Here is a 26,404-nt window from a genome sequence, read left to right as displayed (position 1 = left end):
GAACTGCGTCTTAAGCTTCGCGCAGACATTCCACTGCAGTGGCCTTCTGAATTCTGCTCTGGAAGCGATATCCAGACGCAAGGCAAGCGCTGACTCCAAATGCGATACCCATGAGTATCGCCTCACCAAAGGCGTTAAATGGGATCTCCAGTACGAAATAGCCCAAAGCCCAAGCTGCGGCACCAGAGGCCAGGCCTGCTAGCAAGCCAGCCACTAGGCCAATCATGACTAATTCGATATTTGCAATTTTGGCCAAGGTATTTCGAGAGGCGCCTAAAGCTTTTAATAGGGCCGCATTTTTATAGCGCTCATCTTGAGTGGCTGCAATTGCCGACATTAAAACCAAGAATGCTGCTGCAATCGTAAATGCTAAGAGCAATCCCAATACGGAGGAAAGCTTATTCAATACCTCCTGAATTTGTTGCAGTGAGGCTGATACATCCACAATAGTTAAGTTGGGATAAGCTTGGCTTAACTCAAAATCCAAAGATTCCTGTTGAGGCGACTGGTAATAAGAAGTAATCCAAGATTGCGGCAATGACTGCAACTGAGCGGGCGGCATGATGACGAAAAAGTTCACGCGCATTGAACCCCAGTCAAGCTTTCGCAAGGAAGTAATTGGGGCAACAATTTTTTCTCCGGCAACCTCAAAGGTTATCTGATCTCCCAATTTCAGTTTCAAGGTTTTAGCGATACCAGTTTCCATGGAAATTTGCGGCGCATCACCCTCAATCCACTTTCCTGATTGGATTTGATTTCCTGATGGCAATTGATCTGTATACGATAAATTGAACTCTCGATCGATTAAGCGCTTTGCATTTTCTTCTACATAGTCGTTAGGTGTGATGTCTTTGCCATTCACCTCAATCAAGCGGCCACGTACCATTGGATAAAACTGCGGAGCTGAAACGCCTGCATTCTGAAGAGACTCTGTAAGCCCCTGCTTCTGATCGCCTTGAACATTAATCATGAAGCGATTAGGCGCATCAGTCGGTATGTTGCCTTGCCATGCGCTTAAGAAATCAGCACGCAAGAGCAAAACCAATAAGAGTGCCATCAATGCAATACCGAGCGCTGTAATCTGCAACACTGCCAGACCGGTTCTTCGCCCTTGGGAAAGAATGACAAATCCCAGGGCAAAACCTTGAGTGCGTATCCTGCAAAGCAGCTTCAATATGCCCCAAGATACAGAAGCAAAAATTAGGATAGCAACACCAAAGCTAAGACTTGTCCATAAAGCTAGTTTCCAATCGCGTGCCGCAAGCATGATCAATATCACTGCTGCGGCTAATCCACATACAGCAGTCCAAATGGTAGAGATGCCAATGCCATCAAATTCTTTTCTAATCAATCTAATTGGGGATACCTTTACCAAACTGAATATTGCCGGGCCAGCAAAACCAAACAATAAGAACCAAGCCACCACTACACTCCAGAGCACGGGCCCAAAAGAGACGGATGGTAATTCTGTTAAGACTAAATTTCCTAAGAGGAGGGTTAAAACATACTGCCCAAGGTAACCCAAAATAGAGCCCATCAATGCGGCAATGAAGCCAAGCGCTAAAAGAGTCTGCCCTTGTCGCCTGAGGATCATGGTAGAGCTGGCCCCAAGACATTTCAGAACAGCACAGGTATTTGCCTGTTTGCGTGTGTAGCGATGAGCCGATAAAGCTATAGCAACAGCAGCTACCATCGCAGTCAATAAAGCAATCAAGGAAAGAAAACGATCTGCGCGCTCAAGTGTTTTGCGCATCAGGGGTTGCGCATTCTCAAGAGTTTCAATGCGAACACCTTTAATGCCCTCGGATTCAATATATTGACTTGCCCATTCACCATAAGAATGAATTTGCTCATCAGGACCAGCCAATAATAATCGGTAAGTTACTCTGCTACCAAGGCCTATAAGTCCTGTATCAGCAAGATCTGACATGGGCATCATTACTCGGGGTGCAAAGTTCATAAACCCTGCCCCACGATCGAGTTCGCGCTCTAAGATTCCACCGATCACAAAGACTTTTTGACCAAGCTGAATGGAGTCGCCTTCATTTGCATGGAGGCTTGCCAACATAGCGGGGTCAACCCACACTGATCCTTCCTGAGGTCCATTAGTCAATGTCTTGTCTTGAGACCTGGAGTGGACGCGCAAAGCACCACGCAGGGGATATTGAGGACTTACCACCTTAAGTGAAGCGAGTTTGCTGTGTGAGCCCACAGTTGCCATACTCGGAAATACGATCGTCTGAGCTTGCTGAAGACCTTTATTCTTTGCCTCATCTAAAAAGACATTGGGTAAAGGCTGGTCAGAAACGATCAGCAAGTCTGAAGCTAAAAGTTGGCGAGCATCGAATGCAAAAGCCCTTTGCATTCGATCCGCTAAAAAGCTGACGCTAGATAACGCTGTTACCGAAAGAGTTAATGCAACGAATAGCCAAGCTAACTCACTTGAACGCAAATCACGTCTCAAACCACCCAAGAAACGAAGAAATGATTTAATCAAATTGCTTGAATTTGTCCGCCATCAATACGCATGACGGTACCGGTAATAAATGAGGCATTTTGGCTGGCTAAAAATGCAGCGGCATCGCCATACTCCTTGGGATCGCCATATCTACCCATTGGAATTTGTCTTAAGCTAGCTTTTACAACATCTTCATAGCTGGTGCCTTCCCGCTTTGCGCGCGCTTCATCTAACTGACGCAGACGAGCGGTTGCAATTCTTCCAGGCATGATGACGTTAACAGTGATGCCTTCAGCAGCTACCTCTGCAGCCAATGTTTTAGACCACGCCAGCAATGCAGCGCGTAAGGTATTGGAAATGGCTAGATTTTTAATAGGAGCAATTGCGCCGGAAGTGGTGCTGGTAATAATGCGACCCCACTTACGCTGGCGCATGCCGGGCAATACACGATCTGTAATGGCAATGAGCGATAAAACCATATCGTTAAAGCTCTTTTGCCAAAGCGCCGGATCTTGACCGGCTGCTGGTGTTGGCGGCGGCCCACCTGTGTTGTTAATCAAAATATCGATGGGGCCAAGTTCCTGCTCTACTTTTGAGACCAAGCTATCAATAAACGAAGAATCCGTTAGATCCCAATTCAGTGCCAAAGCCTGTCCACCTGCAGCCTCTATCAGCTTCACGGACTCACTCAAGCCCTCAGCATTTCTACCGGTAACAGCAACCTTTACGCCCTCTTTAGCCAATGACACAGCCATTGCCTGACCCAAGCCACGGCTAGACGCCATCACCAATGCAACCTTATCTTTTAATCCTAAGTCCATCTCATCTCCAAAAACTAATTTTTATAATTAATCTAACTGCAATTTCTGCTTGGCGACCACCTCTTTGTAGACGGAGTATTCGGCTTTAATTTCTTTTGCAAATGCTTCAGAACCATTCACATTAATAATCGAGCCAGTATCTTCAATGCGCTTCTTGACAGCAGGATCGGTCACTACTTTTTGTAAAGCAGCCGTATATTTATCCACGATATCTTTTGGCATTCCTGCAGGCCCCAATAGACCGTAATAAGCCATCCGATTAACTGGCGCTAGACCCACTTCAGCAAAAGTCGGTACATTGGGTAATTGAGCCAAGCGCTTAGGTGCAGCCACCACAATCGGTACTAGCTTACCGTCTTTAATGAATGGCAAAGACGATGGCAAGTTATCAAAGATCATTGAAACCTGACCGCCCACTGTTTCAGCCAATGCGGGACCAGCTCCACGATAAGGAATATGCACAATAAATACCCCAGTCAAACTTTTGAAAAGTTCGGTTTGAAGGTGACCAATACCACCAGTACCAGAGCTTGAATAAGAATATTTTCCAGGATTAGCTTTCAAAACCTGCATAAAAGTTTTGAAATCCTTTGCCGGGAATGATGAATTTACCGCAATGATGTTTGGTGTCGCAGCAATATTGCTGATGGCCGTGAAGTCGGTCACAGGATCGTAGCCAATCTTTGGGTTAATCGCTGGATTGGCTGCAGTAGTAGAAACGGTAGCCATGCCAATGGTGTAACCATCCTTCGGTGAGCGCATGACTTCCAATGCGCCAATAGAGCCACCACCGCCAGCCTTGTTCTCAACAATCACTGGTTGACCCAACTGACGACCCAAGGCATCACCAACGGCTCGCGCAATAATATCTGTGCTTCCGCCAGGTGCAAATGGAACAACTAAGCGAATAGGTTTATTCGGGAATGTATCTGCGTGAACCGCAGTCAGGGTACTTACGGCAACAAGGAATGTTGCTCCAACGAATTTGACGATGCTTACTGAGTTGTATTTCATAAAATTACTGACCTAAAGGTTTTGGTAAATTACCGGCATATTTATAAAGTTGCGCCTCGTACTCCTGGAAAATCTGAGCCAGCGCTTCTTGCAGACCCAATACCAGCGCTTCAGGAGTATTGTCTTTAAGAGCGACGCGCTTGGTATAGCGATTTGCACCAATCAAGGGATTAACTTTGCCAGCACCAGTTGCGCTCAAGAAAAACTCCACGCTCACTACCGCCTCTGGTTGTTTACGATAATCACCATAAAACTCTTCTACTGTTGCCTGTAAATAATAGTAAGGAAAAAGGTTATTACTTTGACCTACTGTTGAGGAGAAAATATTTGCCTTATTCATCCACTGGCGTTCTGTATTACCAATCATCTCAGCAGGAATGGTTGCGTAAACGTTATAAAAATCCTTTTCATAACGTTGATCGCCAGTGCGGTACACCAAAGACCTGCCGTCAAAAGGTGGTGTAACCGAAACAGATCCCATCTTTAGCCAAATATCTGTGCGGGCTTGGCGCGGTGCCGCAGTTCTATCTGGAGACACCATCCAGACAGTAGGTCCTACTGGCGGTCTGGTAGGCAACGAGCAAGAGGTTAAGCCCAAGATGGCAAAGCCAAATAAAATTCGCTTGATCATTTCTGAGCTCCAGACTGACCGCCGCTACTAGTGGGTGTAATTTTCTTTGGTGGGTCGCTCCAAATTAAGCTTGATGGCGATTGACTTGCAATACGGCTAAATTCATTTAGATTCTCGCTCGCCTGCTTAATATTTTCTATTGTTAGCACAGTGTCGCCCTGCACACTCGTAATAGTCTGCCGCAAAGAAGTGGTAGCCGCTACCAATTCACGCATCAGAACACCGAGCTCCTCTTTATCGGTTGCTTTATTAATGCGAGCCATGATGACGTTTAACTGATTAACTGACTCAATAACGCCCTGATTACCTTTACCATCCCCTGCCATCAGCACATTGAGATTACCCAGCAAGGCATCCAATTTCTTCTGAGTGCCATCGATATTCATGTTGTTCAAAGAACCAATCAAATTCTGAATGCCCGAAATAATTTCATCCGCTTGGTTTGGCATAGATGGGATTACTGGATACTCGGGCTTCCAAGAAAAAGGGAGAGCGGGAGTATCGGATGCATGAGCAATAAAATCAAACTCAACGTAATTTACACCCGTAATGCCCATAGATTTGATGCGAGCTCGCAAATTATTTTTTACAAACTCGCTAATTTGATCTTCATTTACTTTGTCACCAAAAATTTGCATTCTGACAACAACATATTGACGGCGATCATGAAAAGGCAAATCTTTTTCATAGATATCACCAGATAGTCCAATCGATGTGACCTGACCAATCTTAACTCCACGAAACCGTACAGCCGCCCCTGCATCTAAGCCGGTTACAGACTGCTTGATATAGGTTTCGACCATAAATGATTTTTGGAAGAATTTGCCTCCGCCAAAAATGAGAATCACAGCAATCAGTACACTAATTGCAGCGAGCACAAAAGCGCCTAAGCGAAAATAATTGGGATTTGAGTTGTTACTCATGCTGCGTCCTTGCTCATAATACGATTGAAGAATTGATGTACCCGCGGATCTTTACTGGTATCGCGCAACACTTTTGGATCGCCCTCAGCAATTATTCCCTGAGCCCCTTTATCGAGCATGATCACTTTGTCAGCTATGGCATAGATGCTAGCAAGTTCATGGGATACGATGATAAAGGTGATGCCTAGGTTTTTTGATAAATCCTGGATCGTGCTGTCGAGATCTGCAGAGGTGATTGGATCTAAGCCAGCAGATGGCTCATCTAAGAATAATATTTTGGGATCAAGTGCCATTGCCCGAGCAATCGCCGCCCTCTTTTGCATGCCTCCACTAATTTCACTGGGCATATAGGACTCATAAGGTAATAGACCGACTAAATCTAGCTTGCAGCGCGCCAGTAAATCCATTTGCCCTTGGGTTAGCTGGGTATATTCCTGCATAAACAAAGTCACGTTATCGAGCAAGTTCATGGAACCAAATAAGGCGCCTTGTTGATACATCACGCCAAAGCTTGTCATGATCTTTTGGCGCTCCGCTCCAGCTGCGGTAGTAATGTTTTGCCCTTCAATCAGAACATCGCCAGACAGAGGCTGATAGAGGCCAAACAAGTTTTTCAACAAACTGGATTTGCCACAACCCGAGCCACCCAGAATCACAAAAATTTCACCGTAATTCACTGTGAAATTCAGATTTTGCATCAGGATGTTAGAGCCATAACCTACGGTGAGGTTTTGAACATCAATCGCGCATTGTGATTTATTTGGCGTATCCATCAGAAACCCGTCTTATAGGAAATGAAGGCAAAAATACCATCAACCAGCACAATCAAAACAATACTACTGACAACTGCTCTTGTAGCTGAAATACCAACTGCAGCGGCACCATTCCCCGTTTGCATGCCACGCAGGCAACCAACCGCTGAAATAACCACGCCAAAAAGCGTCGCTTTAATTAGACCCGAACTAATATCTTCGATATCTACAGCCGAGAGCATGCCGTTGTAGAAGTTAATAAAAGGAATGCCGTAAATCAACATCGTCAACATTGAGGAAAAAATACTGACGATGTCAGCAAATAAAGTCAAAATAGGCGCAACCAAAATACCTGCTAATACGCGTGGCACAACTAAAAACCGAATTGGGCTTAAGCCACCAGAAACCAACGCATCTACTTCGCTATTAACAGTCATCGTGCCAATCTCGGCAGCAAATGCTGCTGAGGAACGTCCTGCTAGCAAAATGGCGGTAATTAATGGGCCCATTTCTCGCACAATACCCAAAGCCGCCAACGGGCCGACAAAGGATACGGCGCCAAATTGCTGCATACCGATAGCCGCCTGAAAAGACAGGATGACGCCAATCAAAAACGCGACTAGCCCAACGATGGGTAATGCTGCAATACCCGCTTGCACAGCAGCATTAACAAAATCGCCCCAGCGCACTTGATTAGGATAGCGAATAGACCAAGCTAAATCTGATGCAAGATGACCCGTAAACGTAATTAAGCCAATGGCATCATCAATTAAATTTTGGGCGGCCATTCCAGTGCTGACCACAAAACTTCTTTTGGGCTTTACAACGGGAACTGGAAATAAATTACCGATTGGATTGAATTCACTTAGCAACGGTTCATAGCGAGGATCTAAGCCCACAACATCAAACTTTGCACCCGCAGTTGTTTGAGCCTCTTCAATCCCAATCAGAAATGCAATACCAGCCCCATCTAAAAAAGTGACTTTGCCTGCATCAAAAGTCAGGGACTTGCTTTTGCCATCACCCTGTTTGAGCCACACATCTTGAGAATCACGGATTTGAGTCCAAATGCCGCCCAAGGAATAGACATTCACATTGCCACTCATTAGTACTTTGGCATTATTGGCATCAACCTGTGACCAAACAGCCACTGGGGCGTCAGAAACGGCAGAAATGGTGGCAGAATTGCTCATAAGCAGACTATAAGGTATCTCTGTGAAAGATCTGAGAAAAGCCTAAAAAGAAAAAGGGCCCAGTCTTTCAACTAGGCCATTCAATAAGGTGGTGCGGCTGGCAGGAATTAAACCCACGACACCTTGGTTCATAGCCAATATCCCTGATTGACACTTTACCGATATAAATCAATAACTTACATGGAATAATTGTATATTAATAGGACTGATGCTTCAGGGCTCCTAAGCCCTTGTTTCTATAGGCTTGCAATGTGCACAATTGTACAAATTAAGAACCGAATTTATGGAAGCCTTACCATTAGGCTGCGTAATAAAGAAATAAGCTATTGGTAAAAGACTAAAGTTGACTTTACCTATAGTACAGATCATTCTCAATTTCCTATCTTGAATCAGCTCTCTAGAATGATTGCAAAATCAGACCTTTAGTTGCAGCAAAAAATGATTGGGGGTAAAAAATAAAATACAGCCGTTCCTATAAGGGGCATTGCAGTTATTAAATATAACTGCCAGATCAGCATAGTCCTAGCATTAGAAGAAATCATGTTAGAAATGGATTTAAATCATCCTCATGAGTAATTCTTGATTAATTACAAATAATTACATGAGCACTGATTAAGATGCTTTGGTATTAAGCCAGCCCACAAGCACCTGAACTGCATCACTACTGGTACCTTGCCACCGCTCTGGATATGCCCTAGGATCGCCAATAACACTGATCAATTTTGCACTTATCGCTGCTTTCAAATCGTCTGGCGGCTTTACTCCTTTCCAGGCTAATAGCAAAGCATCATTAAATAGCGCCTGAACCTGGGGATAGCGAAATTGATTTTGGTTGTCTATACCCCAATCAAAGACCAAGTGGATATAGTCTTCTTGCCGTCTTTTTTCTTTTGGAGATTTAAGCAATTCAATAAAAGCGGCGTGAGCAAAAGCAGTGCTTGCAAATCCAGGCCATAGATCAAATTGATTGATCCACCCCATCAACCCTCTTTTTGTTTTGAGGATAGACTCAGCAATGAAATAAGGCCCCTCAGATGCATTCAATAGATTTAAATCATGGGTCAAGGATTTCAGTGGAGAGCCTGATTTAATAGCGCTACTGGCAAAAAAACGCTGCGCTGTCTGAGCCAGCTTCTCAAATACAGGGTCATTAGGCTTAAAGTGATAGAGGTAAACATAGAATAAGGGCTCAGCCCACTTCATCGCTCTTTTAGCAATCTTGAGAGAGCGCGGAAGATGGATCTCAAAGTATTCACTTAAATAATCCGTTCGCGCAGATAAACTACGTTCTTGCTCAAGCCAAATAGCATAAGGAAAATAACGCCAATAGCGTTGATCCACTTGATGCCCTGACAGCTGCGCCAATGAGAAGCGAATAAAAGTACGCTCACCAACTGCAAAAATATCAGGCGGTAAACCCATTTTTTCAATCGATATCGATTCTGAGTCGATTTTTTGCGCAGCACTTCCTAGCAGAGGAAAATCTTCAGGTAGTGTCGCTAAGTTCATTTTGGCGCTGTAATAGGCTTGCTGTTAGGGCCTTGCATTGCATTCGCTCCAGGCAAAACAACAGCTGCAGGAATGTTTGGGGCCGCAGCAGCAGTTGGAGTACCAGCAGAATCTAAAGCATCTCTAGCTGCTTTGCCTTTTTTGGAGTCGGGCTTAAATGCCAAAATGAAGCGCAACTCAACTCGCCGGCTTTTTTCTGCATCCTCTAAACCAAAACTTTTGATTACGCGCTTATCAGCATAAGAGCTAATGCCAAAGACGTCTAACTTACGTTCATTTTGATAGGACTGGGGCTTGCCTTCGGTCAGAACTTCATAAACCGCACGGGCACGATCTAAACCCAGGTGCCAATTAGTGTAGTTGCCTTGTTGAAGGGGCTTAGAGTCAGTATGCCCTTCAATAAAAATTGTTTCGATTTCTGCTTGCTCATCATTTGGTGGGCAGTCTAATGGTCTAGAAGCTCTTTCAGAATGAACATAACAAGGCAGAATCTTAATCAAGGACTCTCTAGCTTTTTTTAATGTTTGAGTTGAATTTTCATTCAAAACTGCACTATTAAATCCAAATAAAGCATCAGCCGGAAGGCCTATAACCCCGGATTGCGGATCAATCACCACATTTAAGCCAGCTTCCTTAAACTTTTGCCCAATGATCAGTACCGCGCTTGCGAGTGGGTCGTTAACGCTTTCTCCTCTTTGAATCGAATCGACCCTTTGAGAAAGCATTACTACCATGATGATAAAAACAAACAATAGACCTATCATCAAATCACTTGCAGAAGCGAGATAGCCCGCTTCCTCAACCTTTTCAGATTGTTTATTGTGGCTAGACGGTAAAAAAATCATAGTGATGTTTTAGTCTCGGCGAAGATATCCAATTAACTCTTGGGAAGTGACTCAACAAAGTCATCCATCGTTTGCTCTAAGGTTGTGATGGTTGTATGAATAGAAGAAATAGCCTGAGCCAGTTTTTCATCTAATTTAAAATGTAACTGCACCACCTTATTAGAATAATCTGACACACCACTAGTCAAATGATTGACGGTTTGATCAATCGAGGTCTTGGTAGATTCAAAATCGGCCCTTAAGGAGCTGAGCGCCGCACGAGAAGCATCGGTACCTAATTTAATTTCATGAACAGCGTCTTTGAGAGCACTAGACATCGCAGGAATGCCAACACCAAATTCTTTACTAATGACTTCTTGAGAAGCTACTGTTGTATCTAAACTGCGGGCTATTAGACCTAGCGACTCTGTACTCGATTGAATTTTTTGCACAAAGGAATCAACATTGACAATCACCTTGTCGATGCCGTTGACTGAACCAATCAATCCACCCAAGACAAACTCTAATTTAGTAGCGCCTTCGCTAGTGAAGTCTTTTGCTCTTTGGAGCCCAGACTCTAAACCAAGCATGGTTTCATTGGTTTTGGTAACCGTCTTTTCTAAAGCGCTTATGGCGCTACCAAAAGAATCTCCAGCATGAGCAAGAGAGACCCCAGCTCCTACACCAGCAGTATTGAGTTTTTCAGTCACCTCTACCAAGGTTTTTCTGAACTGCTCCATCTCTTTTGCGGAGTCACCTTTAATCGCCTCTAAGAATTTCTCCATAATGTTTTTAAGAGCTTCTTCATTAATACGGCTGATACGCTCGGTTAATTTATCGAAAGCATCAATGAGTTTTACGCTAAGGTCATTAAATAAAGGCTCGAGTGCATTGCCGATCGCCTTGGATATGGATAGCGCAAAGTCCGTTTCAAATCGTTTTAATTGATTTACTTGCTCATGGTTTTGCGACAGCATTTCATGGAACATGCCAAGTTGCGCTTGGATAACTGCTTGCGGACCATTATCGGGAACAATTGCCCTGAGCTGAGCCTGCAATTCATCTATAGCAGTTTCCAACTTTTCAAGTGTAAGCTTAGCAGCCCAGTTCCAAACTAAAGAAGTTAACAAACCAGCAATCGAGGTAATAAACTTGCCGCCCGCTGTAGCAATCAAACCCTTAAGGGCGGCATCACGAGACTCTTGGTTACCACTCATAGACTGACCAGCATCATTTAATGCTAATGCCAGAAATATAAAAGTAAACATCAAACCTACACCGATCAAAATATTCGGCATAGTTTCATACAATGAGAGATTAATTTTTCCAGCTAGTATATTTCTAGCAGTCCAAATATCAGAATACGGTTTAAGACAGTATTGCTTAGACCCAGAATCCCCTCGGATGTCGATGAGATTTCTTTTACTCTCTTGGAGTAAATCAATGATTCGAGCATTGGTAGTCGACCCGATAGCCGCCGTAAAAATATCCCCGCCTGCCGCCTCTTTACCATTGAGCTCACCACAAAGGTCTTTAATTTGAGCGCTAGATTGGTAAATCACTTTTGACCAAGACCAATACAAAAAAGCGGCTACAAGAAGAATTCCAATTGCAATGCCAATAGGTAGGTATAGATTGACTGGAGTTTGCATGTTTTAGCAGAAATAAAATAAATAAAAAGATGGTAAAGGAATGATTTTCTGGGGGAATTGAAGTTTGTATTGCCTTATTCTATACATCAGACGCCCTTACAGACACGTTTCATCACAACCAAGCCTAGAGTGCCTTCTACTACAGGAGCAAAGGGGTAGGGGTGCTTATCTTGATAAACTATATTGCCTTCGCCCATTGGATCAGAGAACCATTTAGTAGACAGCGCTCTTTGAAGCTCTTTCTTGCAGTTGTACTCTATGTAAGTTCTAAAGGATTGATAGGGATACTGATCTTTATCAACGACTAAGTCTTTGGCTTCATTGACTAAAACTTTAACCTTCACCAAACTTTTATTTCTTTGAATTGCCTGGGCATCTATGTAAACAGAAATATCTTGATTGGCTGTCACTTTAGTCCAATCAGCATACGCCTGACTAGCAAATAAGATTGTCCAAAGCAAAACAATTGGTTTAATCATTTAGCAATCTTTCTGCTAGGCGATTGCGGATTGCAGTGATGATGCTGGTGATATTGGTGATAGAGGGCATTGTTATCAGCTCAGGAAATATGAATGTATGGGCTGAGCAGCCAATACCCGATGCCAAGGACCGCAAGCAAAATCAGTAAAAAGACAATACGCTTGAAGACTAATTTAGGACCAGTGGCATAGGTCACCTCAATGCCTTGGATTGGCAATTGCATAGAGGTTTTCTTGCCAATAATCTTTTGAATCAAGCTGGGCTTTTCAAATTTGATCTCGTTGATCATTTTTTGCGCCAGAATGGCTTCGATCTCATTGAATTCTTTTTGCTCTCTTGAGACTTCAATATCTCCATCGAGCATTGTTTCGCTTGAAACAAAAGCTTGCTCTTCAGGTAGCCCCAGAATTTTGGCTACCTTTTTAGCGCTCGAATATTTGATGTCTGGGGAATAGAATGCGCCCTGCTCTTTGCCTTCGATTTGCCGAATTTGACTGTTAGAAAGAATCGCTTTATTTGCTAATTCCTCGATAGATAAGCCCTGCTTTTCCCTGGCATCCCTAAAGCGCTCACCCACTATTCTGGGTAATAGATTTTTTTGCTTGTCAGACACCAAATCTCCTTTAAGGGTGAGCAAAAAAATCAACTGCTTGCCCAGCACACAATTGCAACACCAATCAGTATTGAATCATTATTTAGATTCTATAAATCATGAGAAGGAGACCTTAAAAACATTGGCCAGCTAAACATTGCCTATAATAATCATGAACTTAGGATAGTGTATACACTAATTGTCACAATGCAAGTATTTCAATTCCATGACAATTTTTTTAACCAATCTAACCGAGATCTACAAGAGCTGGGCGGAACCCTTTAGCGCTCTTGACCCACATCGCCTGATTGGCCCTTATGCCAATTCTTCATTCGGTGAATCTGCAGCCTCCCAAACATCCTCTTCTGGTGCAAACTGGGTTTGAGCCACAAAGTTTTTAATCGCCAATAGGGAATCTTGAGCAACATCGTCTAGGCTTACCGTCTTCAACTCATCAGAACACAGATGACGGCACTTCTCCAAATCACCTACTTCTGCAGCCTCAGCCAGTGAAAGCAATTGCCCCAAAATACCGGAGCGGTCGACAATGGCATCTACGACAACGCTGGGAAGGTTAAAGTGAGAAAGTAATTCGCGAGCCGGCTCGTCAAAAAGATTATCAATTAAGGATAGCCCGCCAACCAAGAAGGCTAAATCACTAGAACCCAAGCCTCCACCCGCCCCCAATTTGGTTGACAGAGATTCCATAAAGAAAGCTCGGACACAAACAAGCTGCAATAAAGGTGTGGCATCTAAGGCTACTTTTGCCTTGGTATCGGCATAGAGCAGGAGTTGGGTCCATCGTGTAATGCGCTTAATGCCTGAAATTACAGCAGCATCACGAATATTCTCCGGCTTTTCACGCTTTCTCCGTGAGTCAATCTCAGCGATCACCATGAGGTGTTTAGAAACTACCGGATTAGCCTCCACTGCAGTTACCAATTCTTTTAACTCAGGGGAAGACAGTAGCAAAGTTAATAACTCTAATAACTTACGATATTCATCACCGCGATGCAATGACAGCTTAGGATCAGGTTTAACAAAGTAAAAACCTTCAAACGCATCGCATCCAATATCGCGCGCATGATGGTACTCTTCTGGGGTATGTAATTTGGACGCAATAATTTGCAATGTCCTGCTGCCATCTTTGGATTTTTCATCGCGCGGCAAAGGAATGCCCTTACAGTAATCAATCAGGCTGGATGGTTTAGTGACCTTTTGAAGATCTAACTTCACATAACGAAACTTTGTCAAAATATCATCTAGGCCATCAAAGACTTCAGTCAAACCCGTTAATACGAATTTGTAACCTACGCTTCGAAGTCTTTCAAGCTTTTCTATAATTTCAGGAACCTTAGGTTCTCCAGAGTCCTCAAAATCCTTTTTAGCACCAGCATTAGCCTCAGGATCTTGTTCGGCCTCTTTAGTAAGTTCAGCCTCAGCCTCAATCGCATCTAGAATTTCCGCAAGATCAATTTGCAAGGGAAATTTTATTGCCGGAAATCCGCGCAACTCATCACCCAATTGATCGGCACGAATATTAATAAAACCTAAATGTTGACCCAGGGATTGAGTAACCCCTTTTGTCTTTAGGGAGTAGAGGATTTCAGATAGAGTTACTTGAGTCACCTCCTTACCATCATCATCCCTGAGATTGGCATCGGTCACCTCCTCTGGGTAATTCACTTCGGCTTTGGGATCCTCGGCTAAGCGCTTAGCAATTTGCGCCATAACATCATTACGATCATTCAGTCTTTTAGCTTTAAGTGTAGTACCTGGTCGAAAGAAAAGCTCATATCCAATGATCGTCTGCTCTCTATTAATGATGGGCTCACGTCCAAGATAAGGATTTTCTGGCACAATTTTTTCAGGGCTTCTAAGAGCCTGAATCGGTGCAGCTAGGGATTTTTTCTTAAAGAGTGCCATGGCAAAGGGGATAAAAAACAGGTCTTAATTTGCCTCGATTTTACTGTATTTGATCAAATACAGACTCGCACTCGCTTTTATGGGGCCCCAAGATAAACCCCGACCATCTTTTTAAAGCTCTAGAACACCCCAAATACAGCCTGTCTTGATTCTAGCCAAAGAATTTGAAGTTCAGATGACATAGTCATTCAGAAATGTACATTAGCCATAAAATACAGAATAGAATATTTTGAGTATTAAACACTGACTGTAAATAAAAGAACTTCAATGAAAAAATTCACTGCAATCATCCTGTGTTGCATTAGCTCTGTAGCAATGGCCAATTGGCTTGAGCTTGGAAGCAATGATACTGCCGTTGTGAAGGTAGATACCAGCACCATTAAACGAAACCCATACTCAATCGACGCTTGGGTTTTATTTGACCTTAAAAAACCAATGCAAATTTTTGAGGGCGATAGAGACGTATATTCTGGGGTGGCCTACTATGAATATGATTGCACCGAAAACAAAGCGCGTTTTTTAGAGAAATATGCCTACACTGAAAAAAATGGGCAGGGCGATCGCATCTTTTCATCTAACAAGCCAGAGAATTGGCTCAGTATTCCACCTAATGTACTCAATTTTAAAGTCTTCACTTATTTATGCAGGCCCAAATAAGTCGCAAGGCTTATTTCGACAGTTTTTACTTACGGCGCTCTTTCACTATTACCAAATCAAAACTGAAGGTTGAGCCTCGCCCTTCTGCACTATCAATATTTAAAGTACTGCCCATCAACTCCAAAATTCGATTGCTAATGGTTAAGCCCAATCCAGTACCTCCAAAACGCCGTGATATAGAGCCATCAGCCTGAGAAAAGGGATCTAATATTTGCTGTTGAGATTCTGGAGAGATGCCTATTCCCGTATCTTTAACAGAAAAATGTAAGGTGAAGATGGAGTTTTCTAGCTTGACTTTCTGAATTGAAAGGTCTACCGAGCCATGTTCTGTAAACTTAATCGCATTACCAATGAGATTGTTAATCACCAGGCTGAGATAGAAAAAATCACCGATGAGTTGTGTGTTGGGTTCTAAGTCGCAAAAAAGATTGAATTGCAAACCCTTCGCTTTAGCATTTTCTAAAAATAGACTACGCACCCTGACAAAGAGATCTTCAATTGAAAATGGCGCAGCATTGATACGTGCCTTATTCGCCTCTAGTTTAGAGAAGTCGAGAATATCATTGACAATCTCAAGTAATAATTTGGCTGAAGATTCGATTCCCAGCAGATATTCACGCACCACTGGGCTTAAGGGCTCATACAAGGCCAAGGTAGACAGGCCAATAATGCCTGTCATCGGCGTACGAATCTCATGAGACATGTTCATTAAAAACTGTGTTTTCACATTGAGCGCAGATTCAGCATCTACCTTAGCGCTGATGAGCTCAGTAATATCCCAATTAGTACCGACCATTCGGAGCGGTTTATTGTCCTCATCTCTCTCAACAGTCGCTAGACCTCTGATGACACGAACACTTCCATCTGGCCACAGGATTCTGAATTGAGTATTAAATTCACTAGCACCTTCAAGCGCTTTGGTTATAGCTGATTCAGCTGCATCTCGATCTTGAGGATGAAGAGCGCTAGCCCAGCCATCATATGAACCATTAAATTGATCTCGCGTGATGCCATACAATTTACACATTTGGTCATCCCAAACCAAACGATTATTGAAGAAGTCAAAATCCCAAATACCAACAGAGCCTGCTCGAGCCGCCAACTGCAGGCGATTATTCGTTTCAAATATTACTTTTTCAGCTAATTTACGCTCTGTAATATCTCGCTGAATTGAAACCCAATATGTAAAAGTGCCCGCTTCATTGGCAATGGGAATAATGTTCAGCTCCTGCCAAAACTCTTCACCATTTTTTTTATAATTTAATATTTCTTCGCGTACATGCTTCCACTCGCCAAGGGCTTTGAAAATCCTACTCTTGGTTTCTGGGTCGGATCTTGGGCCCTGAAGCATTCGAGGATTTTTCCCCAACACGTCGCTAAGTGAATAACCGGTCTCTCGAATGAAGGCCTCGTTTACATAAACAATGCGTGGCTCTTGATGGTCGTTTGGAACATCGGTTATGACAACAATATCATTGGTATTAGCAATGACTACCCCAGCTAGCTTCAAGAATTCATCTTGTCCAATCACGGAGAAAGATTCATCATTCCCCGACTGCGCTAGCTGCCCCTGAATGCCTGGGGAGTGATTGGTATTCGTCATATGACCAAATTATAGAATTAACTGAATAATTAGCAACGCTTGATTCTTAGGTAAAAAATCAAAACTAGGTCGAAATATTGGCTTATGCAACAGGATTTTCTAGTGTGGATGCGATAGTGCTCAGAAAATCTCTAAAACCGATCGGTTTTTCTATAAGGGCATTAAAACCGGCATCCATAATGGCCTGCTTGTCTTCTTGCATAACAGAAGCTGTAAATGCAATGACGGGAATGGCGGCGTAACGATCATCGGCGCGCATAAACTTCAAACAATCAAAGCCGCTCATACCGGGCATTTGAATATCCATCAAGATGAGATCTGGTACCTGCTTTAGAAGTTGTCCTTGTAAATCCTCACCACACTCTATTTCACTAGTCTCATAACCAGAGGATTGCAAAATATCCTTTGCGAGAGCTGAATTAAGAATGCTGTCATCGACAATCAATATATGGGTCAATCTGCACCCCCCCTTATCAACCTTGGGGATAAAGATTGTGAAGCATGTACCCTCACCTAGTGCTGAATCCAGTTTAAGCCAGCCACCTTGTAGATCTATTAGACGCTTAACAATTGCCAAGCCTAGACCAGTTCCCTCTAATTTTCTGGTGTAGTTATTTTCTACTTGCTTAAATTCTTCGAAAATTTTCTCTTGATCTTTTGGATCAATGCCGATTCCAGAATCCTTCACAAGGATCTTGACGCCTGCCTCAGTACTTTCAGCCTGAACTACGATTTCACCACCCTCAGGTGTAAATTTGACAGCATTCGTTAGTAGATTCAGAAGTATTTGCTTCATTTTTCGCTCATCAGCAAAGATGAGATTTTCACCCTCACTGATAAATACATTAAGCTTTAATTTATTTTTCTTGACTCGCTCTGACACGATAGCAACGCAAGATTGAATAGCCTTATTCAGAGAAAAAATTTCTCTGAATATCACAACTTCCCCGGATTCAATTTTGGAGAGGTCTAAGATATCGTTAATTAAATCGAGTAAATGCTTGCCCGAGTTAAAAATATTTTTGACATATTCAGCCTGCTTGACATTGATTTCACCAAAAATCTTTTCTTTGAGAAGTTCTGAGAATCCAATAATGGAATTGAGTGGTGTTCTGAGCTCATGTGACATATTGGCTAAAAATTCAGATTTATGTCGATTAGCACTTTCCAGCAAGAGATTGCTTTCTTGCAAACGGACTTGATTTGTCTCGAGCTCTAAAGTGCGCTCACGCACCTTGTTATCAAGCTCCATATTCTGCTTCTCAATAATTAACTGAGACTCCCTTAATGCACTTTCAGCATTACTAATTCGCACCAACTCCTCGTGAATTTGCTCATTACGATTCAAAATCATTTTGATAAAAATAAATAGCAAGACCAAATTCAAAATTGCAATAAGCCATATCGCATAAAGCGACCTTAGCCAACTATTGAGATAAATATTGTCCGCCACTACTGGTGTGACAATGAATGGGAAATTAGTTACTCTTCTGGGGGCAACAATACGGGTTTCAGACAGGCCATCCTGAATAGCTCTTGGCGTACTAACCTCTGCAACAGCATGATTAATATTTTGATCTGACATTAATTTCTTGGTGCTACTAGACAAAATCTTCTGGCCAATTAAATCTTCCCTAAAGGGATAGGCAGTCATTAAAGAAAAATCATTTCGATATAAAGAAACGGAGGCACCCTCACCTAGACTACTAATCACTTTTTTATAAAATTCAGAAAAGTTTGCTGCTGAAACACCAACCTGTAATGTTCCCAAGAACTCACCAGCTGGGGTTTGCAGTCTTTTGGCAATATAAAATACCCACTGGCCAGTACCCTTATTTTTAACTGGCAAACTAAAAAAATTAGTGCTTAGCGAGTGATCTCTGAGTTCTTTAAAATAATCTCGCTCGGATAAGTTGATCGGTGGTGGCGGATAAGATCTAGAAAAATTAACTAAACGCCCATCATCTAGAGCGATAGATGCCACATCAATCAAGGGATTTGATGCAATCTTTTCAGCAAGCAGTTGATGAACTATCTTTTGAGCGGCATACTGCTTAAAAGCAGATTCATTGGAAAAGCTGCTTTGCGGTAAAGCGTTGTAGATACTATTAAGTGCAACTTCCGCAGAAATAAACGTTTGCGCAGCGTGCTCAGATAATGTGAAAGAAACATTATCTGTCTGCCTCTTCCATTCCGATTCAGCATTGAACTTCAAGAAAAAACTAGCGGCAATGGCTATCGCAACAACCAATAGGCCCAAAGCAACACCCGAAGCGATAATGACTAAACGATTATTTTTCAATGGAGTGTTCGCAATTTTAGAAGGATTTCCAGCCCTAAAGCCTTAGCTTTCAAAGTGGGCTTGTAGCTCTTGCTCTACTACCAGTGCAAGATCTCGGAGGTGACCCAACTCTTTTTCTGAGAAATTTCTTGGCGCAGTATCAATAATGCAAAGGGTACCAACCGCCAAACCACCTGGTAAATGCAATGGAATACCCGCATAAAAACGGATGAATGGTTTTCCGGTGACCAGTGGGTTATCTTTAAAGCGACTATCTTCTAGCGCATTGGGGATCAGAAAAATATCCTTACCTAAGATAGCATGTCCACAAAAAGAAATATCTCGTGGAGTTTCTGAGGCATCCAAACCACAACTCGATTTAAACCACTGCCGATCTTTATCTACTAAAGAGACCAATGCAATTGGTACATTAAATACGGAGCGCGCTAGTTTAGTAACGCGATCAAAACGCTCTTCAGGTTCCGTATCTAGAATCTCAAGTTGGCGTAATCCCGCCAGTCTTTCTGATTCATTTATTGGATTTTCAGGTTTCTGCATCTATTAACTCCTAATCAAGCGGATTGAAGTGAATTTTTACTGTGCAATTTTGAATGCCTCAATGGACTTATCGATATCTTTAAACATAATTGAGCCACGGGGTTTAGCACCAGAATCTGCATTTAAGCGTGACTGAGTTCGCACATCCATCAAAATTTCTCCAGCCTTAGCTTCACGGCATAGCCTTGAAACAATTTCAGTGACTGCACCAATTGCGGTATAGTCTTCACGCCCCTCAAAACCCATCATACCCAAGGTAGCAAATCCAGTGGCAACACCAACCCCAATTGACAAAGATGGGTTGTAGCCTTTTTGACTCCAGCGAACTTTGAGATTGGCAAAAGCCGTTTGAAACCGTTTTGCCAGGTTAATAGCCTGCATTGGAGCGTTATCAACCGGTATCGGGTCATTAAAAAAGATCACGATTTCGTCGCAAGAAAAACGCTGGACAGTGCCATTAAATTGACTAATGAGTTTGCCAAGAATCTGATGAAACTCGCTCAGAATGATCATGACTTCTTCTGGCTCTCTATCCATCACCAAATTACCAAAGCCACGCAACTCAAAAAACGCAATGGTGATTTCTTTACGATGAGGTTGTAAGAGACCCTCCTGTTTATCAGAAACAATCTTGGTGGCAACATCCGCAGGCAAAGATCGTTTGAGCTTATTAAGGCTCTCGATTTCCTCAACTTGTTGGGCAACCTTTTTTTCTAGGTCTTGATTCAGTTGTAACAACTCTTTATTTTTATCGGCAATTTCCTTTTGAAGGCCGGCGATACGCAGCAAAGAATCTACTCGCGCTAACAGTTCTGCCTGATTAATTGGCTTACTTAAAAAGTCATCTGCGCCAGCCTCTATTCCTTTGACTTTTTCACTGGAAGGATCCAGCGCTGTGAGCATAACTACTGGTAGTAATGCAGTTTGTGGTTTTTGACGAATGGCCTGACACACCTCATATCCGGACATCTCAGGCATCATGACATCTAGCACCACGAGATCAGGCATAGACTCTTCGATAGATTTGAGGGCTTCGGCGCCACTAGCAGCTGTTTTAACAGCATAGTCACGACTCTCTAATACAGCCTTTAATAGATCAATATTTTCAGCGGTATCGTCAACAATTAAGATGTTTGTGGGTTTCATGGCTTAGTGACTGATTTATATAGGTATTTTTGATAAATTAAGAGATTTCCGCATTATTCTATTATATTATCCTTAGGGCACTCTTGAATGTTAAAAGGTCGAACCAATCTGGTTACTGGAGATCACATGGAAAAAGTATTTTTGATCCGCGCAGAGTGGGATAACGATGCGAGCATTTGGTCCGCCACCTCCGATGATGTATTGGGATTGGCAACTGAGGCTGACTCTATTGACATCCTCTTTAATAAGCTCTCTTCCATGGTTCCAGAGTTAATACTTTTAAATAAACTTACGGAACAGCCTGAAATTGTGTATGAAGTGCTAGCCCGTAAGTCGTCAGTAGCTCACATACCAACTGAGGCTTAATCATGGCAAAAGTGATCGGGTCTTATCGTGGTAACTCTTTTTCTACAGATTTACTAGTCATACTCAAAGAAGCTGGTTGTAACTATCATGCGCCAGCCCACCGGGGCAATCACGACATTTGGTTCTCACCAATTACAGGGATCTACTTTCCGTTCGATAGTAAAATCCTCTCGCACCACACTGCTAATGCCATTCTCAAGATCGCAGGCCTGCCCGAACAGTTTGAGGCCCATCAAGATGAAGAAGCGGAAGAAAATGCCGGTAAGTAATTACCTAAAGATCGACAGAATGGAAGCAGAGGCTGTATTCATCTGCGCAACTACCTGAAAATCTAGACTTTGTTGGGTACTCAGAGCCTGCAGACTTGCTTGCAAGGCTGTCAAATCAATGTTCTGAATTGCATCTACTGTTTTCTGCGAGCTTGTCGCTAATTTTGTACTTTTATCAAGAGCGCCGTTCAGATCCGTACTCGCAGCCGACAAAGATGCTTGGGTAGATGAGATCTCTGAAATGAATTGATTGATCAAAGCAATCGCCTTAGGCGCGTTGTCTTGACCCGAAACCATTTGACTAGCAGTAACAGTAGCCATCGGCCCGTAGGCTGTTCCAGTTAAGGTCAAGGTACTTCGAGTACTTTCGCCAGTAAATCCACCAACAAATGTCCCGCCGAAAACCCCGAGATTTATACCTGGATCTCTACCTGTAGTAATTTTACTAGCAAATATCGAAGCCACTTCAGAGGCAGTTAAGTTGGTATTGGCCGTAAGCGTCAACCCACCAATCGTGGCGCTATCGCCAGAATTAAGATCGCGAAGAGTAACCGCCTGTTTAGCGTAGACACCCAACACACCATTAGAGCCTACAGCTTGAGTAGTGACATTAGACGAAGATATGGCGACTCTAGGAGTCACACTGCCGCTCACGCTCACTGTACTCATCGGTCCAAATGAAGTGCCGGTTAAAGTCAATGCATTTCCCGTACTAGCGCCATTAAAACCAGTTAATGAGCCCACAAAGGATCCCTCTGCATTAAGGGGATCATGCGGACTGCTAGCAGCAGTCTTATCTGCAAACATTTGTGCTACTTCAGTTGCAGTCAAATCCTTAGCAGCCGTAAATGTTAATCCGCCAATCGTGGCACTATCACCAGCGTTTAGAGCATTCAGACTGACTGTTTGCTGTGCGTAGACACCTGCAGTTCCATTAGAACCTGCGGCTTGAGTAGTGACATTAGACGAAGATATGGCGACTCTAGGAGTCACACTGCCGCTCACGCTCACTGTACTCATCGGTCCAAATGAAGTGCCGGTTAAAGTCAATGCATTTCCCGTACTAGAACCACGAAAACCACCGATAAATATACCGGTAAAGATTCCATCGCTAGCCGATGGATCGCTTGGTGATGCAGCAGTCTTATTTGCAAAAATAGTAGCAACCTGGGCCGCCGTTAGATCAGCTGCGGCCGTAAATATTAACCCACCAATCGTGGCACTATCACCAGCGTTTAGAGCATTCAGACTGACTGTTTGCTGTGCGTAGACACCTGCAGTTCCATTAGAACCTACAGCTTGAGTAGTGACATTAGACGAAGATATGGCGACTCTAGGAGTCACACTGCCGCTCACGCTCACTGTACTCATCGGTCCAAATGAAGTGCCGGTTAAAGTCAATGCATTTCCCGTACTAGCGCCATTAAAACCAGTTAATGAGCCCACAAAGGATCCCTCTGCATTAAGGGGATCATGCGGACTGCTAGCAGCAGTCTTATCTGCAAACATTTGTGCTACTTCAGTTGCAGTCAAATCCTTAGCAGCCGTAAATGTTAATCCGCCAATCGTGGCACTATCACCAGCATTTAGAGCATTCAGACTGACTGTTTGCTGTGCGTAGACACCTGTGATACCTGCAAAACCAGCGGCTACAGTTGTAACGTTAGATGACGACAAATAAGCATTACTCGATGGAATGCTACTTGAACTTCCACTAACTGAAATTGCGCCTTGTGGTCCGTAATAAGTACCGGTGATTGATAAAGAACCACTTGATATAGATCCTGGGGCAAAGTTTGCAGAAAATGAGCCGCCAAAATATCCGCCTGCAGGTGAGCTGGTATTACTAGTCATCCGCGCAGAGAAATTATTTGCCACTGTAGCTGCATTCACGAAAGTATTGGCGTAAAAGGTAAGGCCACCAACAGTAACGCTCTCACCAGGAAACAGATCATGAAACTGCACAGTTTGCTGCGCATAAGCGCCGGCTTGACTTGCAGTTCCGACAGAAATTGTTGTCACATCAGACGCGCTCAGCGCACTATTACCACTACCTCCGGTCACAGTTCCAGATGCGGGTAGCAAATCTCTGGGGCCTGGACTAGAAGCATTTGCAGACAGTTGTCCAAGGGTTACGTTGTAGTTATTTAAAGAGAATTGCGAGCCATAAGTAAAACTAGTGCCACCAAAGGAGCCAGCACTTGAAGGTGGATCTGAGTTGTATTGCTGTTTATTTAAAAATGCAATCGCCACATCTCTTGCCGTCATATTTGAATTTGCGGTAAGAGTAAGACCTCCTAAAGTTTCAGTCTCGCCAGCAGATAAGGCCCTCATCTGAATCAACTGCTGAGCATAGTTGCCTGAGCTAGAGTAATTACCTGTTACAGAAATAGAAACATCTGAGGACTGGATAATGGTTGCACTTACAGTTCTACCGCTAACCTCCATTGCTCTCGCACCAAATGAAGTTCCATTAAGAGCTAAATTTCCCATCCCAGATGATGTTGCAGTAAATCCACCCGAGAACGCATTCAAAAATGTCCCTGAAGAACTATCTGTATTCGAATTAATTTTGGCTGCAAAAATATCGGCAACTTGAGTTGCCGTTACATTTGAGCTCGCTGTAAATGTAAGACCTCCAACTGTAGCAGTTTCTCCCGCTGCCAAGGAATGCAATACAACTGAAAACTGGGCTGCTAAAGAAGGGCTTCCGGCAGCAATAATGGTTATGTCACTTGCACTTAATGCAGGTCTAATAGAAGAAGACAAGGTAGAGCTTACGACAATTGCGCTCATCGGCCCTACTGCATTTCCATTAAGCGTAAAAGTACCGTTGCTATTGTCAACAGCGCTAAAACCACCTATAAAGCTACTCGTAAAATTACCGCCTGCTGGAGTACTGCTTGGGCTATTGATCTTTTGTGCAAAGGCTGCTGCCACTTGCGCTGCTGTTAAGCCAGTGGTGGCAGTTAGTATTAGGCCACCGACAGTAGCAGTATCACCAGGCGCCATAGCATTTAAGCGAATGGTTTGTTGTGCATAAGATGGTGCCACATAGGCCACCCCAGTGCGGTTGCTAGCAACATTCGCAGAAGTGATCGCTGTTGTTGCGCTTGTAATATTACCGCCAACCCCAATCGAGCTTGGACCGGTTGCCGTTGCAGTAAAGGTCACGGCATTTCCAGAGCCCGGGCTCGTTAGGTTATAACCACCTTGAAAGTTATTGGTAAAGTTACCAGCAGCGCTATTGCTGCTATTTGCAATCTTTTGATAAAAAATGCTGGCAACCTGTGACGCCGTTAAATCACTATTTGCAGTAAAAGTTAGCCCACCTACAGTAGCACTATCCCCTCCAGCCAAACCATTAAAGCTGATGGTTTGCTGAGCATTAGTAGGCGCTACATAGGTCACTCCAGAGATGTTGCTAGTGATATTGCTGCTAGTAATTGGAGATGTTGCGCTCGTAATGTTGCCACTGACTGCAACTGGATTTCGAAAGCCTAAAGGATTACTCGTCAATCTAACTGAACCATTGGCAAGGTCAGTGGCATCAAGACCACCTATAAAACTATTCGAAAAATTACCACCTGCTGGAGTGCTACTGGGGGTAGTGATCTTTTGAGTAAAGGCTGCTGCCACTTGCGCTGCACTTAAATCGCTAGCAGCAGTGAATGTTAAGCCACCTACAGTCGCGCTGTCACCTCTCGCTAAACCATTAAAACTAATAGTTTGTTGTGCATTAGTAGGGGCTACATAAGCTACTCCAGGGATGTTAATGGTAATGTTGCCACTAGTAATTGGAGATGTTGCACTAGCAATGTTGCCGCTAACGGAAATAGATTGTGGTCCAGCGATCGATCCCGTAAGGATCACTATGCCACTACCATTATCAGCAGCAGTAAAGCTACTTGTAAAACTATTCGCAAAGCTACCGCCTGCAGGAGTACTGCTTGGGTTATTGATCTTTTGTGTAAAGGCTGCTGCCACTTGCGCCGCCGTTAAATCTCGAGTGGCTGTAAAAGTGAGCCCGCCTACAGTTGCACTATCGCCATTTGCCAAACCATTAAAGGTAATCGTTTGTTGTGCGCTAGTGGGGGCACTAACAGTAGGTACACCATCTACTATTGTAGTTGGCGTTAAATTTTGAGAAGCTACAGCAAAAGTAATGGCATTCAGAGCCGCTTGTAGGCGGGTGATATCTATACCCTGAATGACAGTAGTTTGGTTATTCACACCATCGGTACCGCTCACTACTGATAATGTCTGGTTACCAGTAAGTAAATTATTGCCATTTAAGCTAGTTGTCGCAGCAATTTGTCCAATTTGTTTATTAAGGCTAGCAAATTCAGCAAACAAATTACTCTGATCAACGGAGTTAAATAAACCATTAGACACTTGCGTGGCCAAACCTTGCATTTGGGACAAAATCGATGAGATTGAACTTAAGCCTGTTTGTGTAATATCGATGATGTTGTTGGCATTAGTAATATTGCCTTGAACAGCATCTTGGCTAGTGGCCTGATTAGATAATCTAGCAACGACACTAGCATCTTGTTTTGAGAGAGGCTGTTTACCGTTGGCAATCTGTGTTTGCGTTTTATCAAGACGTGCCTGAACATCATTGACTGCACTTTGCAGACTAGATGCTAAGGAAGTGATTGAATTATTCATACAAACTAAAAAACACAATAAAATTAATGGCTTAGGTTACTAAGCCATATTAATTAATTACTGTTTTTTTAATGGCTA

20 protein-coding genes and 1 pseudogene are annotated in these 26,404 nt (G+C 43.2%); 3 read left to right on the top strand and 18 right to left on the bottom strand.

The features are described from left to right. Window positions 1–10 precede the first annotated feature (10 nt). The 13 genes from ICN44_RS10025 to ICN44_RS09965 all read right to left on the bottom strand — a co-directional run bounded on the left by ICN44_RS10025 (window position 11) and on the right by ICN44_RS09965 (window position 14,775). Window positions 11–2,497: an ABC transporter permease gene (locus ICN44_RS10025; protein WP_216263832.1), complete on the bottom strand. Its 2,487-nt coding sequence runs from the start codon at window positions 2,495–2,497 to the stop codon at window positions 11–13. After that, window positions 2,494–3,279 carry an SDR family oxidoreductase gene (locus tag ICN44_RS10020; protein WP_216263831.1) on the bottom strand — a complete coding sequence of 262 codons (786 nt, stop codon included), beginning with the start codon at window positions 3,277–3,279 and terminating at the stop codon, window positions 2,494–2,496. Before ICN44_RS10020 ends, ICN44_RS10025 begins: the two co-directional genes overlap by 4 nt. Before the next feature lie 27 nt (window positions 3,280–3,306). Beyond that, complete coding sequence (locus ICN44_RS10015) at window positions 3,307–4,293, bottom strand: tripartite tricarboxylate transporter substrate binding protein BugE (RefSeq protein ID WP_255537585.1); 987 nt, start codon at window positions 4,291–4,293, stop codon at window positions 3,307–3,309. Between the two features lie 4 nt (window positions 4,294–4,297). Beyond that, a complete protein-coding gene (locus ICN44_RS10010) occupies window positions 4,298–4,924 on the bottom strand; it encodes a membrane integrity-associated transporter subunit PqiC (protein ID WP_216263830.1) in 627 nt (208 codons plus the stop codon). After that, window positions 4,921–5,847, bottom strand: coding sequence for an MlaD family protein (locus tag ICN44_RS10005; protein WP_216263829.1), 927 nt, complete (start codon window positions 5,845–5,847; stop codon window positions 4,921–4,923). Before ICN44_RS10005 ends, ICN44_RS10010 begins: the two co-directional genes overlap by 4 nt. Further along, window positions 5,844–6,620: an ABC transporter ATP-binding protein gene (locus tag ICN44_RS10000; RefSeq protein WP_216263828.1), complete on the bottom strand. Its 777-nt coding sequence runs from the start codon at window positions 6,618–6,620 to the stop codon at window positions 5,844–5,846. Before ICN44_RS10000 ends, ICN44_RS10005 begins: the two co-directional genes overlap by 4 nt. Further along, window positions 6,620–7,792, bottom strand: a complete 1,173-nt coding sequence (locus tag ICN44_RS09995) for an ABC transporter permease (protein ID WP_216263827.1) — start codon at window positions 7,790–7,792, stop codon at window positions 6,620–6,622. Before ICN44_RS09995 ends, ICN44_RS10000 begins: the two co-directional genes overlap by 1 nt. Window positions 7,793–8,404: 612 nt before the next feature. After that, window positions 8,405–9,301: an EH signature domain-containing protein gene (locus ICN44_RS09990; protein ID WP_216263826.1), complete on the bottom strand. Its 897-nt coding sequence runs from the start codon at window positions 9,299–9,301 to the stop codon at window positions 8,405–8,407. After that, complete coding sequence (locus tag ICN44_RS09985; RefSeq protein ID WP_216263825.1) at window positions 9,298–10,146, bottom strand: OmpA family protein; 849 nt, start codon at window positions 10,144–10,146, stop codon at window positions 9,298–9,300. The genes ICN44_RS09990 and ICN44_RS09985 overlap by 4 nt, the downstream gene beginning before the upstream one ends. A 32-nt stretch (window positions 10,147–10,178) precedes the next feature. After that, window positions 10,179–11,777 (bottom strand): hypothetical protein, encoded by a 1,599-nt coding sequence (locus tag ICN44_RS09980; RefSeq protein ID WP_216263824.1) that lies wholly within the window; start codon window positions 11,775–11,777, stop codon window positions 10,179–10,181. An 86-nt stretch (window positions 11,778–11,863) separates the two neighbouring features. Further along, the gene (locus ICN44_RS09975; protein WP_216263823.1) at window positions 11,864–12,256 is read right to left on the bottom strand and encodes a surface-adhesin E family protein; all 393 of its coding nucleotides are present in this window, start codon (window positions 12,254–12,256) and stop codon (window positions 11,864–11,866) included. A gap of 80 nt (window positions 12,257–12,336) precedes the next feature. Next, a complete protein-coding gene (locus ICN44_RS09970) occupies window positions 12,337–12,870 on the bottom strand; it encodes a helix-turn-helix domain-containing protein (protein ID WP_216263822.1) in 534 nt (177 codons plus the stop codon). A 294-nt stretch (window positions 12,871–13,164) separates the two neighbouring features. Beyond that, entirely contained in the window at window positions 13,165–14,775 is a 1,611-nt protein-coding gene (locus ICN44_RS09965; RefSeq protein WP_216263821.1) for an EAL and HDOD domain-containing protein, read from the bottom strand. A 267-nt stretch (window positions 14,776–15,042) separates the two neighbouring features. On the opposite strand from ICN44_RS09965, the gene ICN44_RS09960 reads away from it, so the two are divergent. Further along, a complete protein-coding gene (locus ICN44_RS09960) occupies window positions 15,043–15,432 on the top strand; it encodes a surface-adhesin E family protein (RefSeq protein WP_215313617.1) in 390 nt (129 codons plus the stop codon). Between the two features lie 25 nt (window positions 15,433–15,457). Here the strand turns inward: ICN44_RS09960 and ICN44_RS09955 are convergent, their stop codons facing one another. From ICN44_RS09955 to ICN44_RS09940, 4 genes and pseudogenes are all read right to left on the bottom strand, one after another. Continuing rightward, window positions 15,458–17,035 (bottom strand): PAS domain-containing protein, encoded by a 1,578-nt coding sequence (locus ICN44_RS09955; protein WP_216263820.1) that lies wholly within the window; start codon window positions 17,033–17,035, stop codon window positions 15,458–15,460. 82 nt (window positions 17,036–17,117) lie between these two features. Next, window positions 17,118–19,337, bottom strand: coding sequence for a hybrid sensor histidine kinase/response regulator (locus tag ICN44_RS09950; RefSeq protein ID WP_216263819.1), 2,220 nt, complete (start codon window positions 19,335–19,337; stop codon window positions 17,118–17,120). 57 nt (window positions 19,338–19,394) lie between these two features. Beyond that, window positions 19,395–19,874: pseudogene (locus ICN44_RS09945) on the bottom strand (GAF domain-containing protein); the annotation flags it as partial. 36 nt (window positions 19,875–19,910) lie between these two features. Then, entirely contained in the window at window positions 19,911–21,020 is a 1,110-nt protein-coding gene (locus tag ICN44_RS09940; protein ID WP_216263818.1) for a response regulator, read from the bottom strand. 87 nt (window positions 21,021–21,107) lie between these two features. On the opposite strand from ICN44_RS09940, the gene ICN44_RS09935 reads away from it, so the two are divergent. Next, window positions 21,108–21,386, top strand: coding sequence for a DUF1902 domain-containing protein (locus ICN44_RS09935; RefSeq protein WP_215313622.1), 279 nt, complete (start codon window positions 21,108–21,110; stop codon window positions 21,384–21,386). Window positions 21,387–21,388: 2 nt separating this feature from the next. Next, window positions 21,389–21,655 (top strand): hypothetical protein, encoded by a 267-nt coding sequence (locus ICN44_RS09930; protein WP_096672513.1) that lies wholly within the window; start codon window positions 21,389–21,391, stop codon window positions 21,653–21,655. Here the strand turns inward: ICN44_RS09930 and ICN44_RS09925 are convergent, their stop codons facing one another. Next, a complete protein-coding gene (locus ICN44_RS09925) occupies window positions 21,656–26,326 on the bottom strand; it encodes a hypothetical protein (protein WP_216263816.1) in 4,671 nt (1,556 codons plus the stop codon). Between the last annotated feature and the right edge of the window lie 78 nt (window positions 26,327–26,404).

The organism is Polynucleobacter sp. JS-Fieb-80-E5, from assembly GCF_018882015.1.
In the GTDB taxonomy this organism is placed as follows: domain Bacteria; phylum Pseudomonadota; class Gammaproteobacteria; order Burkholderiales; family Burkholderiaceae; genus Polynucleobacter.
This window is presented reverse-complemented; position numbering and strand designations above follow the sequence as displayed.